Genomic DNA, 14,769 nt, shown 5'->3' with positions numbered 1-14,769 from the left:
CCGTGCGCCATGAGCCATTGCCGCAACATGGCAGGCAAACGGATACCCATGCGCTGTTCGGCTTCGGCGACGACAGCCTCGCTCACCGGGTCGCCGAGGGCCGCGCAGGCCTCCCCCGCGTGCCGTTCGAGCCACTCGGTCACTCGGCTCCATGCCAGGAGCCCGTCCCCTGCCCGCTGTCGGTCCACCATGGACAGACCCTACTCAACGCCCCGGCACACCGGCCGTGGCAGCGGCGAGGTCGGTCTCGGGAGGTCGTCGGCGGGCGAGAGCGAGGGCGGCGAGTGTCGTGACCGCCATCGCGGCGATCCCGATGAGCGCCGCATTCGTGTAGGCGTGCTCGTTCGGGAACAGACGGCCCGTGCCGGTGTCCGCGGCCAGGACCAGACCGCCTGTCGCGCTGCCCAGGGAGTAACCGACGCTGCGCACGACATAGTTGAAGCTCATCGCGCTCGACGTCTCGCTCTTCGGCGTGACGGCCAGGATGACACCGGGCATGGCGGCCGAGAAGCTGCCGACGCCCAGGCCCAGCACCCCCATGGCGACGAGCAGTTCGGCCAGGTTCGACCGGGCCGCGGCGAAGAGGGCGAACCCGCCGCCGACGATGACCGCGCTGCCGGCCAGGAGAACCGGAGCGTCGATCAGCGTCCGCACGCGGGGCGTGAGCCTGCCCGCGACGAACCCCAGCACCGAGAACGGGACCAGCACGAGCCCTGCGACGAACGTGCTCAGCCCGAACCCGTACCCCGCGCTGTGCGGCGTCTGCGCGTAACGAGTGATGAGCGTGAGCAGGAGGTACATGCCGCAGCCGCCGACGAACATGGCGATGTTCGCTCCGGCGACCGCCGGGTGCCGTACGGCCCGGACATCGATCAGGGGCGTCTGACTGCGCAGTTCGGAGGCGACCCAGATGCAGAGCAGGAGCACGGCGACGACGGTGAGCACCACCGCCACGGCGAGGTGACGGCTCCACAGGCTCCGCTGACCGGCCAGGAACAGGACGAGGAACAGCGCTGCCGCCAGGAGGAGCGCCCCCGCCGGGTTCACGTGAGCGGAGCGGCCCTCGGGCGCCGAGGGAAGGAAACGCCACGCGGTCAGCAGGGCGGCCGCCGTCACGAGCAGGCCGAAGCCGTACGCGGACCGGACGCCGCCGACCTCGGCGAGCAGCGCGGTCAGCGGGTAGCCGACGCCGGCTCCGATGACCGAGACCACCGAGATCAGGGCGATGGTCGCCGTGCTGCGCGCCTCGGGCAGGTGGTCCCGGGCCACGCCCATCATCAACGCCGTCAGACCGAGCCCGACGCCCTGGGCGGCCCGGCCGGTGAGGAGCCCCGCGAACGGCAGCGGCAGCACGGTCAGCGCGCTGCCCACGACGACGACGGACAGCGTGACGAGGATCGTGGCCCGTCGGTGCGGACCGGCGCCGAGCCGGCCGAGGACGGGCGTGGCGACGGCGCCGCTCAGCAGAGCGACGGTCAGCGTCCACTGCGCGCTGTCGAGCGAGACGTGAAACGTGGTCGCCACGCTGGTGATCAGAGGCGTCCCGAGGCTTGCGACCACCGCCACGACCAGCGCGATGAACGTCAGGGCAGGAACGAGGAGTGGTGCCTCGGCGGGCTCTCGGTCGCGCCGCATCACGCCCGCGGCCCTTCCCGGTCCTGGCTCTCGAGCTCCGCGAGACGTGCCAGCGCCGGGAGCGCCGCCACCAGGGCCGCCACGTCGTCGTCGGCGAGTTCGTCGATCAGCCGCGCGAAGGCGTCGACGCCCGCCTGCCGTCGCGCCAGCACGTACGACGTACCGGCCTCGGTCAGACACACCAGCGTGACCCGCCTGTCGGACGCGTCGCCCTTGCGCTCGACCAGCCCCGACTCCTCCATCACGCGGACCAGCACGGTCATCGCGGGCTGGGTGACCCCCTCGGCCACGGCCAGGTCGGTGATGCGTCGCGGCCCGGTCCTGTGCAGGGTCGCGAGCGTCGCGGCGGACGTGATGCTCATGTCGCGCGGGAGGCGCTTCACCGCCCGGGTGGCCAGCCCGTAGAGGGCGGACCCGATCGCGGCGGAAGCGTCATCGGTGGCGTCTTGACGGCTCATGCCAGAAGCATACAAGCTTTATATGAATGCTTTATGCATCTCGATCGACACCGACCGACCGATCGACACCGACCGACCATCGGAGGTTCCCGTGGCCAAGGGCTACTGGGTCAGCGTCTACCGCGTCATTTCCGACCCCGAGAAGCTCGCCGCCTACAACGAGCTGGCCCGTCCGGCCGTCCAGGCCGGCGGCGGCCGGGTCATGTCCCGGGACGGCCGCGTCGCCGCTCGCGAGGCCGGCATCGCGCACCGCGTCGTCCTGGTCGAGTTCGACAGCTTCGACCAGGCCGTCGCGGCCTACGAGAGCGAGGCGTACAAGAAGGCGCTGGCGGCCCTCTCCGACGGCGTCGAGCGCGACTTCCGCATCATCGAAGGAATCGACTGACCTCCAGGGAGGTGCGCGGCGTACGGAGCTCGGGTCACGCGGGGGTGCCGAGCGGCGGACGGTCGAGCACGCGGGGCTTGTACTCGACGAGTTGGATGCCGCCGTCGAAGGTGCAGTGCTCGGTCATCTCGAGCGCCACGTCCGGATAGCCGTCATAGATGCGCTCGTCCCCCGTCGCGCCGGTGATCACCGGGAACATGACGACGCGGAAGCGGTCGACGAGTCCGGCCCGCAGCAGGGACCGGCTCAGGCTGAGGCTGCCCAGCGTGCTGAGCAGTCCCGAACCGTCCGACTTCATGGCGCGTACGGTCTCGACGGCGTCGTCGCGCACGAGCGTGGAGTTGGCCCACGTCAGCGGGTCCTCCAGCGAGGAGGAGAACACCACTTTGGACGCCTGCCCGAGCTCGTCGACCGACGCCTCCTCCTCGGGCCTGAACTCGTCCTGCCCGCCAGGGACCTCACCCGCGGCGAACCCCGACATCAGTCGGTAGGTGTTCGCCCCCATCAGATAGGTGACCTCGGGCTGCTCACCGAGCCACGCGAGGTACTCGGGCCCTTCCAGGCCCCAGAATCCCGGCCACCCCTCCCCCGACGCGTATCCGTCGAGGGACGTGATGAAATCGACGAGAAGCTCCGACATGACCGTGTCCTTTCCTGGGGTGTCATGGTGTGGACCGGCCCGGCGCCGCAAACTCATCGGCCACTCCCACAGCGCGGCAGTGCTGCGCCCCGACGACAGGCACGCCGGACAACCGATCGTTGTACGTCCCGTCCGGGCGGTTGTTTGCCCGGCGGATCTCCGCATTGGTTCACTCGCGGCGATCACACGAAGGTGGTCGCGGGAGACGCCTGAGACGCGGGAGAAGAGACATGGACTTCACGCAGAGGGTTCAGCGAGCGATCCGGATGGTCGAGCAGATCAATACGCTCGCCTATGCCCAGCAGGAGGAGATTCAGGAGCGGTGGAGCGAACTCACCGGTCAGACGGTGGACGAGACGTTCCACCTGATCCCGCCCGTCTACAGCGACCACGGCGTGAACACCCGGGTGGGCCGGCACGTCTTCGTCAACCAGGGGTGCCGTTTCAACGACATCGGCGGTATCGAGATCGGCGACGACGTGATGCTCGGCCCGAACGTCAGCCTGATCACCTCCGGGCACCCGCTCGACCCGGCAGAGCGACGCCGGGGGATCACCTCGGCACCGATCCGGATCGAACGCAACGTCTGGGTCGGCGCGTCCGCCATGATCCTGCAAGGCGTGACCGTCGGCGCCGATGCCGTCGTCGCCGCCGGGGCGGTCGTGACGCGAGACGTCCCCTCGCGGACCGTCGTCGCGGGGGTGCCCGCCACGGTGATCAAGACGATCGACTGAATCGCCGGGCCGGCCGACCGTCACCCCGGTCGGCGGATCAGGACCTGGAGGACTCGACCGGGGCCTCCCACGCCTCCAGGAACGGGTTCAGCAGCGCCAGCAGGGCATGGGGGCGGTGCAGCGGGACGATGTGGCCACAGTCCTCGATGACGTGGCCGGTGAGATCGTCGGCGACGGGGCGGAGCTGGCGTTCCAGAGCCGCGCCGACCGGGTGTGCGCCCACCGCCATCGTCGGCACGGTGAGACGGGCCGTGGCGACCTCCCGCTCGATCCGGGCCGCGCTCTCGGGCAGCGCCCGGTAGTACGCGAACGCGCAGCTCAGCGCCTCACGGCCGGTGTACGCCCGGACGAAGGCGTCCCGGAGGTCCGGACGGACCCCCTCGCCGAGCGTGCCGGCCCGCAGGAACCAGTCGATGTACGCCGCCTCGTTCCCCTCCAGCACGGTCTCGGCGAGGCCGGGCTCGGCGGCATGGAAACCGAACCACCACGGCGGGCCCGCGGCCAGGAAGTCCTCGGCACCGGGCAGCCTGCCCAGGAGGGACTCCATGACGACCAGGCGCCGCACGAGACCGGGGTTGCGCAGGGCGAGGAGGAAGGCCGGCGCGGCGCCCGCGTCGATGCCCACCACCGCGGCCGAGGACACGCCGAGGGCGGCGAGCAGCGCCCCAGCGTCCTCGGCCAGGGTGCCGGCGTCGTATCCGGACGCGGGCCGGCTGCTCGCACCGAACCCGCGAAGGTCGGGCGCGATGACGCGGTAGCGGGCAGACAGATCGGCCATGACGTCCGTCCAGAGCTGCCAGGTGTGCGGGAATCCGTGGAGCAGCAGGACGGCGGGGCCCTCTCCGGCGAGGGCGACGTTGAGTTCGACATCGTTGACGGTGATGCGCCGCAGCTCGGGCATGGGGACGCTCCAGAGGGGTTGGATGGCGGGAGTGCGCCGGTGAGAGATGGTGAACAAAGGTGACCAGCTCACGGTAGGGAACTACTCTGGGCGTTCCAAGAGAGCACTTTCCCTTCAGGTGGTGAGCCCGGAGTGACCACGCCGACGCCCAGCACGCCCAGGAGGCCCGGAACGCCCGGCGGGCGGCCCGGAGAGCGGGGCGATCTGCTCGATCCCCGCTGTCCGACCCGCCAGTTGCTCGACCGCATCGGCACCAAGTGGACGTCGATGACGGTCAAGGTGCTGGCCGAGGAGGACCCGGGCGAGATCCGTTTCGCGGAACTGCGCCGCCGCATCCCCGGCATCTCGCAGAAGATGCTGTCGGTCACCCTGCAGAACCTGGTCCGCGACGGACTGGTCGCACGCCGCGTGGAGCCGACCGTCCCGCCCGCGGTCCACTACCGGCTGACCGAGCTCGGCCTCTCCCTGGAGAGACCGCTCGCCGCCCTGCGGCTCTGGGCCGAGACCCACATGCCGGAGATCGACCGCAACCAGCAACGCGCTGACGCGTCCCCAGGGTCATGAGACGCCGCGGGCACTCGCTCGTGTACGCCCTCCCGGCAGGAGGCCGGAACCCGTAGTGCCCAGAGCGCTTCGCTCGCCCCGACCACCGCACCTGTACCGGACGGTGAGCAGTCCTTACCCTTGCCAGGACGGACCGCCAGGGGGGTGTCTCGGTGAACGACGGTACGCAGTGCTGGAGTTGCGGGGACCCCGCGCACGACTCCGCCGCGCTGAGGGTCCGCATGCGCCGCGAAGGGGGCGGCGTGTACTGGAAGGCCGGCGTCCGCGTGCCGCTCTGCGCCGGTTGCCGTAGTGCCTGGCGTCCCGCACTGCGTGCCCGGCGAACGGCCCTGTGGGCCCTGACGCTCGGGGCCGTCCTGGCGGTGAGCACGCTCGTCGTCGACCTCCTGACGGATCCGGCTCTCGGCTCCGGCACGATGGGACTGATCGCCGCGGCGATCGCGGCGGTCGCCGCCGCCGTGGGCGTGCCGGCCTACCGCGCGCAGGCCCGGCACCCAGAGGGGCTGCGCCACCCGCACACCCATCCGGACGTGGTCGCGCTCACCGGCAGGGGCTTCGGCATCCTCAACTGACGGCGGCGCGCCGGCCTTCCCCGTACAGGAACACGGTCACCCGCCCGAAGCCGCCCGTTCGGCGTGGTGGATCCGCCCACGGGCCACCAGCTCCAGCGTGAGGGCGACGGCAACCGTCTGTACGGCCATCAGCGCGACGAGCACGAAGAGTTGTACCGCTCCGGCCTGCACCGGCGAGGAGCCGCCGAGCAGCATGCCGACGTAGGCGCCGGGAAGGGTGACCAGGCCCACCGTACGCGTCTGGTCGAGTCCGGGGATCAGGGCGTCGGACGCCGCCGGGCGGGCGATCTCGAGACGGGCGTCGCGTTCGGGGAAGCCCAGCGCCATGGCCGCCTCGACCTCACCCCGGCGGGCCTCGAGCTCCTCCAGGGCCCGGCGGCCCGCCAGCACGGTCGCGGTCAGGGCGCCCCCGATGAGGATTCCCGCCACGGGGATCAGCGCGACGCCGCGCAGGGGCAGCAGCCCCGTCAGCAGGAGAGCCCCGAGCGTGGGCAGGACACCTGCGGCGATCGGCGCGGCGGACCACCAGCCGGTGGAGTTCCCGGTGATACGGCGGCCCGCCGTGAAGGTGGCCACCGTGAACATGAGCGCCACGAAGGCGAGCAGCAACGGCATCACGTGCATCACGGCGCCGACCACCAGGGAGACCACGGCGAGCTGGACGGCGGCCCGCAGGCCTGCCGTGAGGAGGTCCTTCCAGTAGCGGCGGCGGTCCCGCGCGTCGCCGAACCGGGCCAGCGCCGCGCCGACGGTGGCGACGGCCAGCAGGACCGTCATGACGATGCCGAGCGTGACATTGACAGGAAGCAGCACGGGCCCTCCTCACCGTGGGGCGACGGCATGGCCGGCCCGGGGGTGGCGTGCCGCACGTGCCGTCAGGGCCCGTACCGTGTCACGCCAGTCGGCGAGCAGGCCGATGTCGCAGTGCCGGAAGATCGGGGCCTGCGGGTCGTGGTTCACGGCGACCACGGTGCGGGCCCGCTCCACGCCGACCAGATGGTCGTGGCTGCCCGAGATGCCGAGGGCGAGATAGAGGTGCGGGGAGACGGACCGCCCGGTGACGCCGAGTTGCCGCCCGTGGGCGAGCGCTCCGGTGTCGGTGACCTTGCGGGTGGCCGCGAGTTCGGCGCCCCAGAGTGCGCGGAGTGTGGCGAGCTCGCCATAGGCGTCGACCGGCACACCGGCGCCGAGCCCGATGACGACTCCGGCGCGCTCCAGTGCGTCGTGGTCGTCTCCCGGGTGGGTGCGCAGGGTGCGCAGCGCGGGGTCGGCGCGGATGTCGAGGTCGTGGACCGGGACGGGTCGGGACGGGCGGGTGGCGTGCAGGGGCAGGCTGCCTGTGTGGAGAGTGGCGACGCAGACCGGGCCTCGGGCGGTGATGTCGGCCAGGACGCCCGCGGCCGGTTTCGTGCCGACCAGGCACGGCGGCGCGGACTGGAGGCGCAGGCCGGTCAGGTCGCTCATCAGTCCGGAGTCCAGATGCGTACCGAGGCGCCCGAGCACCTCGCGGTCCCAGTCGGTCGAGGCGCCCAGGACGACACGGGGCAGCCCGTGGTCCCGCGCCCATCGCGTCAGGGCGCGGGCGACAGGCCGGGCGGAGCGGGACGCCAGCCGGAGCACGCGATCGGCGCCCCAGGAGGACAGTCGGTCCGGTGGGCAGGGCTCCGGGCAGGCCACGACGACGTGTCCGTCGACCTGCCCGGCGATCCGTGCCGCCTCCCCCACCAGGGCCCGTGTCCCGGTGCTCGTGGGAGCGGCCGTGACCACGAGCACCGCGGGGCCGTCGGCCGGTGCGCCGCCCCAGGGCCGCACCGGCGGTCCGGGCTCGTCGCACGGCCCGGCGAGGCGCTCGGAGATGAGGTCGAACAGGCGGTCGGCCTGTGCGGTGCCGCCGTCGAGCAGCACAGGGTGTCGGGTCGTGGTGACGGCCCGGGTGGCGAGCACGTGAGTGGGGCCGGCGGAGGCGGGACGGGCGCCGGGCAGGGCCTTCAGGTCGAGTGCCGTGATGCGCGCAGTCGAGGGCCAGGACTCCGGAGGGGCTTTGGCCGCGGTGCAGGAGCGTTCGGCCACGGAGATGACCGCGGGCAGCCGGATCTCCACGTCTGTCGCCGCCGTGTCGTGCTGGAGCAGCGCGTGCAGGGTCCGTGGCCCGTCGCGCTCCAGGGTGAGGACCGGTCCGGCGTGGGGCAGGTCGAGGAGTGCGGCCACCATGGGGCCCAGGGCGCCGGTCGCGCCGTCGGTGCTGCTGTGGCCGGTGACGACGACATCGAGCGGTGGGAGGGTGCGCAGCGCGGCGGCCAGGGCCCGCGCGGTGATCAGACAGTCCGCTCCGGCCAGGGCCGGGTCGCTGACGTGGACCGCAGCGTCGGCCCCGCACGCCAGGGCCTCGCGCAGGACGTCCGCCGCACCGGGCGGGCCCATGGTGACGGCGGTGACGTGTCCGCCGCTCGCGCGGGCGAGCTGTACGGCACGGGTGACGGCGCGGCGGCACCAGGCGTTCATCTCCGCGGGAAGCGTGGCCCGTTCGAGGCGTCCGTGTCCGTCGAGCGTGAGGGAACTCTCGTACGGCGGGACCTGTTTGACCAGGACGGCAGTGCGCAGCGGGCGCGCCTGTTCGCTCATCGGATTACGCGACCCCCGTCCCGACGAGGAGGCCGATCCCGAAGGTCACGGCCGCGGAGAGACCGCCGAGCAGGAGCTGCCGGCCGCCGCCGAACCAGGCCGGGCGTGCGGTGAGGCGGGCGATGAGTCCTCCGGCGACGACCAGTCCCGCGGCGCTCGCGAGCAGCGCCGGCAGCAGGGTCGCCGAGCCGAGGAGGAAGGGGACGAGCGGGATGAGCGCGCCGACGGCGAAGGCGAGGAAGGAGGAACCGGCCGCGGTCCACGGAGAAGGCAGGTCGTCGGGGTCGACGCCGAGTTCTTCGCGGACGTGGACGCGCCAGGCGACGTCGGGGTCGGCGCTCAGTTCACGGGCGACGTCGGCGGCGAGTTCGGGGGTCACGCCCTTCGCCTCGTATATCAGCGTGAGTTCGCGCAGTTCCTCGTCCGGGTTGTGTTCGAGCTCGCGTCGCTCCTTGTCCATCTCGGACTGGGTGAGTTCGTTCTGCGAGGAGACGGAGGTGTATTCGCCGGTGGCCATCGAACAGGCGCCCGCGGCGAGCCCGGCCAGTCCGGTGACGAGGACGGCACGGGGCTCGGCACCGCCGCCCACGACACCCGCGACCAGCGCGAAGTTCGAGACGAGACCGTCCATGACGCCGAAGGCGGCGGGGCGCAGCCATCCGCCGCCCACATCGCGATGTGCGTGGTGAATCTCCGCCATTGGGGCGTCAGCGGTCATTGCCATGAATATCCAGCCCTTCTGTCCGGCCGCCGATTTCACCTGCCCCGAAAGGAGCAGATGAGGTTAGCTTTGCTTTACCTGACGACCATCTGCTTCCTCGTCGAGGCTAAGTTCCTCACCTCCGTGCGGAATTGGCGCAGCGCGAGAACTGGCGGCCGGAAGGTTTGGGCGCACCGACAAAGAAGTGCCGGGACGGCGTGTCAATAATGGGGCTCCTTTCCGGAGAGCCTGATGCCGACCGACCGTGAGGTGCCCGCCATGATGCAGCGATTGACCTACGACAGGTTCCACACCCACGACGAGCTCACCGCTCTGCTGCGTTCCTGGGTGGCGGCGCGTCCCGGCCTGGCGCGCCTGGAGAGCATCGGCCGCTCGCTCGAAGGGCGGGACATCTGGCTGATGACCCTCACCAGCACGGACACCGGGCCGGCCGAGGACAAGCCGGCCTTCTTCGTGGAGGCGGGCATCCACGCGGCGGAGTGGACGGGCGGGTATGCGGCACTGCACCTCGTCCACCGGCTGCTCGACGCCTACGGCCAGGACGAGCGGATCACCCGGCTGCTGGACACGAGGACCCTGTACGTGGTGCCCCGGCTGAATCCGGACGGCGCCGAGCACGTGATGACGGAGGGCCGCTACATACGCTCGAGCATGCGCGCTCATCCACGGCAGACTGCCGCCCCGGGCCTGCAGTTGAAGGACGTCGACGGCGACGGCCGGGTGCTGTTCATGCGGCAGCCCGACCCGGACGGACCGTGGAAGGTGTGCCCGCAGGAGCCTCGCCTGCTGGTGGCGAGGGAGCCCGACGAGAGCGGTGGCGCGTACTACCGGCTGCTCCTCGAGGGCGAGATCGAGGGACACCGCGGTGACGTCGTCGAGGTGTCCGACCCGGTCGAGGGCATCGATCTGGGCCAGAACCTGCCCACGGACTGGGCGGCCGCGCCCGGGATCCCGGACAACGCGGGCCCGTTCGCGGGGTCCGAGCCGGAGACGCGGGCCGTCCTGCGCGCGGTGACGGACCGGCCGAACGTGACGGGCTTCGTGACGTGCCACACCTTCGGCGGCCTGCACCTGCACCCGCCGCTCAACAGCACGGAGAGCCTGCCCTACCCCGACCGCCGCGTGTACGACGCCGTCGGCGCGAAGGCGGCTGACCTCACCGGATACGACGTCATGTCCTTCCAGGACCTCAAATACGATCCGGACATCGACTTCCGTGGCGGTCAGCTCGGCTGGTACTACGAGCAATTGGGCCTGTTCGCCTGGATCACCGAGTTCTGGAGTCCGCAGAGGGCCGCGGGCATCACCGCGTACCATCCGTCGCGCTGGCTTCTCGACCACCCCGTCGAGGACGATCTGCGGATGCTCGAGTGGAGCGACAAGGAGCTCGGCGGGCAGGGCTTCGTCGACTGGTACCCCTTCGACCACCCGCAGCTCGGACCGGTCGAACTCGGCGGCTGGGACATGATCAACTACTGGTACAACCCGCCGCTCGACCGTGTCGAGCAGGAAGTCGCTCCGCACACCGAATGGGTCGTCTTCCAGGCCCTGTGCTCGCCCCGGCTCGAGATGCGGTCTCTCACCGCCTCGCAGGAGGCTCCGGGCGTGTTCCGGGTGCGGGCCGTCGTCCGCAACAGCGGCTGGCTGCCCACCTATGTCTCCCACCAGGCACTGCGCCGCGAGGTCGTCGCGGGTGCCGTGGCCGAGCTGGAGCAGTCGGACGGCATCCGTCTGATCGGCGGCGAGAGCGAGGTGGCGCTCGGCCAACTGGAGGGCCGCAGCGGCGCGCTGTCCACGACGACGTGGTGGGGGCACGACCCGGGCACCCCGGATCTCGCGGCCGCCGAATGGGTCGTCGCGGCGGCGCCGGGCACCGCGGTGAGCGTGACCGCGCACCATGCGCGCGCCGGCCGCGCGGTCGGCACGGTGCGACTGCCCGGCTGACCCGGGCCGACCGGCCCGCACACGGCGCGACGGCGGAGGCGACAGCGGGATGCTGTCGCCTCCGCCGTCGCGCGCGGATTCACCTGCCCGCGATCACGTGGCCCGGAAGGTCCACCGGCCGCCCAGCAGCGTCGCGTGCACCGGCATGCGGGCCAGGTCGTGCGGGGACAGATCCGCGGGGTCGTGGTCGGTCAGGACCAGGTCGGCCGCCTCGCCCACCTGGATGCCGCGGCGCCCGGCGGCCGCCGCGGCGAGTGCGTCGGGCAGACCGATCGCCTGCTCCGGGTGCCAGGGGGCCCGTCCCTGCCCGCCGCCTCGGTGGACGGCTGCCGCGATGCCGCGCCAGGGGTCGAGGGGCGAGACGGGGGCGTCGGAGCCGATCTCCAGGACCGCCCCCGCCTTCAGCAGGTCGGCGTACGCGTACGCCCGGTGGGTGCGCCCCGCCCAGTGGTGGTCGGCGACGTCCCGGTCGTCGGGTGCGTGGGCGGGCTGGACCCCGAGGATCAGGTCGGGGCGGGTGAAGCGGGGCAGATCGGCGGGATCGATCAGCTGGGCGTGCTCGATGCGACCGGGGCAGCCCACCCGCTCGAACGCGTCCAGTGCGATGGTCGCCGCCCGGTCCCCGATCGCGTGCACGGCGCTGTCGATGCCGTGCGCCGCCGCCCGCGCCATGGCGCGCTCCAGCTCGTGCGGGGGCGTCTGGAGGATGCCCCACTGCTGACCGTCCGCGGACACGCCCGGATACGGCGTGTTGCACAGCGCGGTGCGGGTGTTGAGCGATCCGTCGACGAAGAGCTTGAGGGGGCCCACCCGTGCCGCGCCCCCGCTGCCGGGCACCGGGTCGCCGGTGCGCAGGCCGGCGGCGATGGCTGCTTCCAGGTACTCGGGGTAGATCGTGCAGGTGACGTGCACCGCGGGCGTCCGGCCTGCGGTGCGGCGTGTCCAGTCCCGCACGTTGTCCGCGTACTCGAAGTCGACGAGGTGGGTCACTCCGCGCTCGGCCGCGGCGCTCAGGGCGTCGGCGACCCACGTGTCCGCGACGGTGTCCTCGACCCGGGCGAGTCGCGCGACGGCGTCGAGCGCCTCCTGCTCGCGCAGCACACCGGTGGGGTGGTGGCCCCGGCCGAGCCGGGTCAGTGCGGACGGGCCGAGCCATGCGGTGTGCAGGTCGTTGCTCACGAGCGCGACGACGCGCTCGCCGGCCCAGTCGAGGAGGTCGCGGTGCGGGCGGTCGTCCCACAGACCGTCCCGGAACCCGAACCCGATCAGCGGCTCGCCGGGTGCCGTGCCGGCGGGGCGGCCCGCGTGCCGTGCCATCGACTCGGCTGCTTCGCGCGCGGAGGCGGCGGTGGAGACGTCGATCCGGCGCCGCGCGCTCGCCCACTGGACCATGTGCACGTGGGCGTCGGACAGGCCGGGCAGAAGAGTGCGTCCTCGGGCGTCGACCTCGTCGTCCGCCCTCTCCGGCGGCACGTCAGGGGTGATCGACACGATCCGCCCGTCGGCGATCGCCACGGAGCCGAGCGGCCCGCCCGATCCGATGCGTGCGTTGCGGATCAGGAGCGAGGTGCGCGCGACCGTCGCGCCGCGGGCGTCAGACATGGGTCACCAGCGCCTTCCGCATGGCGTCGGCCAGTTCCGGGTTGGCGTGCGGGTCGTCGCCGCCGAGCGCCGCCACGACGCGGGCGACGACGTCGTGCGGCTTCTCCTGGCTCAGCTTGTGCTTGGCGACGACGCGGGTCGGTGTCAGGCGGAAGCCGGTGGTGTACGGGGCGATGGACCGTGCGTACGGGGTGACGCCGTCCAGGCGCCAGGGTCGGGGGCGTTCCGCCTCGAAGTGGTCGACGGTGCGGCGCAACACGTCGTAGGTGGCGTCGGCATCGAGCACCTCGGGCTCGCCGTGCAGGTGTGCGACGACGAAGTTCCAGGTGGGGACGTAGGGGGTCGCCGCGTCGTACATGCTCGGTGACACATATCCGTGCGGGCCCTGGATCACGAGGGTCACCGGGTGCTCGCCCAGGCGGTGCAGCTCCGCGTCAGCCCGGGCCAGGTGGCCCACGACCGCGAGGGGGGCCGCCGGGTCGGCCTCGCCGCCGTCCTCGTCCAGGAGGACCGGCAGGTGCGACACGACCGGGCTCCCGTCCCGTGCGGTGATCAGGGTCGCCCACCCGTGTCCGCGGATCAGGGAGCGCTGCTCCTCGGGATCGGTCAGGGCATAGGTGTCTTGTTCCAGCATGTGTTCCCCACGTCGTGATCGGTCCGGTGGATGCCGACGTTAGGTCGGCGGACCGCACGGATCATCGTGGGAATCCTTGATGTGCGCCGCCGCCTTTTGTCGGCGCGGACACACCTCACGGCACGGCGTCCGGGCGCCGTCATCCGGCGAGGTCGTGCAGGCGCAGCTCCAGCCATGTGGCGAGACGGGTGTCGGGGTCGTCGAGGTCGAGGCTGAACAGCTTCTGGATGCGGCGGATGCGGTAGCGCAGGGTGTTCTCGTGCACGGAGAGCGCCGCGGCGGCCGGGATGGCCTCGCCGAACGCGTTGAGGTACGTGAGCAGGGACTGCGCGTAGTTGGTGGCGTGGCGCGCGTCGTGACCGATGATGCGCTGCACGGGCCCCGGGGAGAGGCCCGCGGGAGGCGCGCCGCGCTCCAGGAGCCCGAGGAGCGTGACGCGGCTGCGGACGTCCTCGGCGGTGGCGACGCGGGACGAGCCGGTGCCGGTGGCGAGGGCCCGCAGGACCCGGTCGGCGGCGCGGCGGCTCGCGGGCACCTGGTCGAGGCGGGCCCCGGTCGCACCGATGCCGGCGTCGAGCAGGAGGTTCGTGCTGCGGCGCACGGTGTCGCACACGTTCTCCGCGAACTTCACGACGCGCTGCTCCGCGCCTTCTTCCGCGCGCACGGGCAGCAGGGCGTAGACGGTGCCGCCGGCGGCCGTGCACTGGGCCTGCGGATGCCACGCCTCGCAGTAGAGGGTGACGAGGTCGACGATCCGGGCGCCCGCGAGTCCGGGGATGTCCTCGGGTGCGGACTGCGCGAACGCCACCACGGTGGTCGGGGTGTCGTCGCCGAGCCCGAGCTGGGCGGCGGCGGTGTGCCCGCTGAGCTCTCCGTCGAGGAGGGCGCCGAGCACCTCGCCGCGCCGCCAGCGGTCCGGATCACGGTGGGTGCGGGCCCTGAGCAGGTGCAGAGCGGTGACCTTCGCGGCTTCCTCGAGCGCCTCCTCGGCTCCTTCGCCGAGGGCCGGGTTCCCGTCAAGGACCCAGACCAGGCCGAGCAGTTGCGACCCGGCGCGCACCGCGACGGCCAGGCGGTCGGTGTGGTCGGCCGCCGGGATGTCGAACCGGACGACGCCTGCGGCCCGGATCACCCTCTGGTACTCCGTGCTGTTCCCGGGCCGGTGCGGGGTCTGCCGGCCGAGGATGGCCTTGCGGCGGATCTCGTCGATCTCCTGGTGCGGGAGGCTGGAGTGCGCCAGGACGTGGCCGCGTGGATCCTCGACCGTGACGGCGCCGCCGACCTGGTACGCGATGACGTTGGCGAGGGCGAAGAGGTCGCCGACCCCGACGGACGCGTAGGTGTCCCCGGCCGGTTC

At 72.3% G+C, this 14,769-nt stretch carries 15 protein-coding genes; 5 read left to right on the top strand and 10 right to left on the bottom strand.

Going from position 1 to position 14,769, the window contains the following annotated elements:
• Positions 1-204: 204 nt before the first annotated feature.
• The gene (locus GTW43_RS35770; RefSeq protein WP_161306138.1) at positions 205-1,635 is read right to left on the bottom strand and encodes an MFS transporter; all 1,431 of its coding nucleotides are present in this window, start codon (positions 1,633-1,635) and stop codon (positions 205-207) included.
• A complete protein-coding gene (locus GTW43_RS35765; protein ID WP_237536993.1) occupies positions 1,635-2,093 on the bottom strand; it encodes a MarR family transcriptional regulator in 459 nt (152 codons plus the stop codon). The genes GTW43_RS35770 and GTW43_RS35765 overlap by 1 nt, the downstream gene beginning before the upstream one ends.
• 91 nt (positions 2,094-2,184) lie before the next feature.
• Between GTW43_RS35765 and GTW43_RS35760 the strand changes: the two genes are divergently transcribed.
• Positions 2,185-2,478, top strand: a complete 294-nt coding sequence (locus GTW43_RS35760) for a DUF1330 domain-containing protein (protein WP_161306139.1) — start codon at positions 2,185-2,187, stop codon at positions 2,476-2,478.
• Between the two features lie 34 nt (positions 2,479-2,512).
• On the opposite strand, the gene GTW43_RS35755 is transcribed toward GTW43_RS35760, so the two are convergent.
• A complete protein-coding gene (locus GTW43_RS35755) occupies positions 2,513-3,118 on the bottom strand; it encodes a dihydrofolate reductase family protein (protein ID WP_161306137.1) in 606 nt (201 codons plus the stop codon).
• 230 nt (positions 3,119-3,348) lie between these two features.
• Here GTW43_RS35755 and GTW43_RS35750 point away from each other — a divergent pair, with 230 nt between their 5' ends.
• On the top strand, positions 3,349-3,852 hold the full coding sequence (locus GTW43_RS35750) for a DapH/DapD/GlmU-related protein (RefSeq protein WP_161306136.1): 504 nt from the start codon (positions 3,349-3,351) through the stop codon (positions 3,850-3,852).
• A gap of 37 nt (positions 3,853-3,889) precedes the next feature.
• Here GTW43_RS35750 and GTW43_RS35745 read toward each other — a convergent pair whose 3' ends face one another.
• Positions 3,890-4,753 carry an alpha/beta hydrolase gene (locus tag GTW43_RS35745; protein WP_161306135.1) on the bottom strand — a complete coding sequence of 288 codons (864 nt, stop codon included), beginning with the start codon at positions 4,751-4,753 and terminating at the stop codon, positions 3,890-3,892.
• Between the two features lie 204 nt (positions 4,754-4,957).
• On the opposite strand from GTW43_RS35745, the gene GTW43_RS35740 reads away from it, so the two are divergent.
• On the top strand, positions 4,958-5,317 hold the full coding sequence (locus GTW43_RS35740; protein WP_202502363.1) for a helix-turn-helix domain-containing protein: 360 nt from the start codon (positions 4,958-4,960) through the stop codon (positions 5,315-5,317).
• Positions 5,318-5,469: 152 nt separating this feature from the next.
• Positions 5,470-5,889: a hypothetical protein gene (locus GTW43_RS35735; RefSeq protein WP_161306133.1), complete on the top strand. Its 420-nt coding sequence runs from the start codon at positions 5,470-5,472 to the stop codon at positions 5,887-5,889.
• 36 nt (positions 5,890-5,925) lie between these two features.
• On the opposite strand, the gene GTW43_RS35730 is transcribed toward GTW43_RS35735, so the two are convergent.
• Genes GTW43_RS35730 through GTW43_RS35720 form a run of 3 tightly spaced genes read right to left on the bottom strand, consistent with a single transcriptional unit; the run spans position 5,926 to position 9,229 of the window.
• Positions 5,926-6,702, bottom strand: coding sequence for an ABC transporter permease (locus GTW43_RS35730; RefSeq protein ID WP_161306132.1), 777 nt, complete (start codon positions 6,700-6,702; stop codon positions 5,926-5,928).
• 9 nt (positions 6,703-6,711) lie between these two features.
• Positions 6,712-8,511: an FAD-binding protein gene (locus tag GTW43_RS35725; RefSeq protein WP_161306131.1), complete on the bottom strand. Its 1,800-nt coding sequence runs from the start codon at positions 8,509-8,511 to the stop codon at positions 6,712-6,714.
• Between the two features lie 4 nt (positions 8,512-8,515).
• Positions 8,516-9,229 (bottom strand): VIT1/CCC1 transporter family protein, encoded by a 714-nt coding sequence (locus GTW43_RS35720; protein ID WP_237536992.1) that lies wholly within the window; start codon positions 9,227-9,229, stop codon positions 8,516-8,518.
• 234 nt (positions 9,230-9,463) lie between these two features.
• On the opposite strand from GTW43_RS35720, the gene GTW43_RS35715 reads away from it, so the two are divergent.
• On the top strand, positions 9,464-11,176 hold the full coding sequence (locus tag GTW43_RS35715) for a M14 family metallopeptidase (RefSeq protein ID WP_161306129.1): 1,713 nt from the start codon (positions 9,464-9,466) through the stop codon (positions 11,174-11,176).
• Between the two features lie 93 nt (positions 11,177-11,269).
• On the opposite strand, the gene GTW43_RS35710 is transcribed toward GTW43_RS35715, so the two are convergent.
• From GTW43_RS35710 to GTW43_RS35700, 3 genes are all read right to left on the bottom strand, one after another.
• Entirely contained in the window at positions 11,270-12,778 is a 1,509-nt protein-coding gene (locus tag GTW43_RS35710) for an amidohydrolase family protein (RefSeq protein ID WP_161306128.1), read from the bottom strand.
• A complete protein-coding gene (locus GTW43_RS35705; RefSeq protein WP_161306127.1) occupies positions 12,771-13,412 on the bottom strand; it encodes an FMN-binding negative transcriptional regulator in 642 nt (213 codons plus the stop codon). The genes GTW43_RS35710 and GTW43_RS35705 overlap by 8 nt, the downstream gene beginning before the upstream one ends.
• Positions 13,413-13,551: 139 nt before the next feature.
• Positions 13,552-14,769, bottom strand: a 1,218-nt coding sequence (locus tag GTW43_RS35700; RefSeq protein ID WP_161306126.1) for a helix-turn-helix domain-containing protein, incomplete at its 5' end; no start/stop codon positions are given.

This window comes from Streptomyces sp. SID5785 (genome assembly GCF_009870065.1).
Taxonomy (GTDB): Bacteria; Actinomycetota; Actinomycetes; order Streptomycetales; family Streptomycetaceae; genus Streptomyces.
This window is presented reverse-complemented; position numbering and strand designations above follow the sequence as displayed.

Bases quoted from the DNA above. Each gene is read 5' to 3' on its own strand.
- GTW43_RS35750 (WP_161306136.1), top strand. From the start codon at position 3,349: ATGGACTTCACGCAGAGGGTTCAGCGAGCGATCCGGATGGTCGAGCAG.
- GTW43_RS35765 (WP_237536993.1), bottom strand. From the start codon at position 2,093: ATGAGCCGTCAAGACGCCACCGATGACGCTTCCGCCGCGATCGGGTCC.
- GTW43_RS35725 (WP_161306131.1), bottom strand. From the start codon at position 8,511: ATGAGCGAACAGGCGCGCCCGCTGCGCACTGCCGTCCTGGTCAAACAG.
- GTW43_RS35715 (WP_161306129.1), top strand. From the start codon at position 9,464: ATGCCGACCGACCGTGAGGTGCCCGCCATGATGCAGCGATTGACCTAC.
- GTW43_RS35710 (WP_161306128.1), bottom strand. From the start codon at position 12,778: ATGTCTGACGCCCGCGGCGCGACGGTCGCGCGCACCTCGCTCCTGATC.
- GTW43_RS35770 (WP_161306138.1), bottom strand. From the start codon at position 1,635: ATGCGGCGCGACCGAGAGCCCGCCGAGGCACCACTCCTCGTTCCTGCC.
- GTW43_RS35755 (WP_161306137.1), bottom strand. From the start codon at position 3,118: ATGTCGGAGCTTCTCGTCGATTTCATCACGTCCCTCGACGGATACGCG.
- GTW43_RS35745 (WP_161306135.1), bottom strand. From the start codon at position 4,753: ATGCCCGAGCTGCGGCGCATCACCGTCAACGATGTCGAACTCAACGTC.
- GTW43_RS35720 (WP_237536992.1), bottom strand. From the start codon at position 9,229: ATGACCGCTGACGCCCCAATGGCGGAGATTCACCACGCACATCGCGAT.
- GTW43_RS35705 (WP_161306127.1), bottom strand. From the start codon at position 13,412: ATGCTGGAACAAGACACCTATGCCCTGACCGATCCCGAGGAGCAGCGC.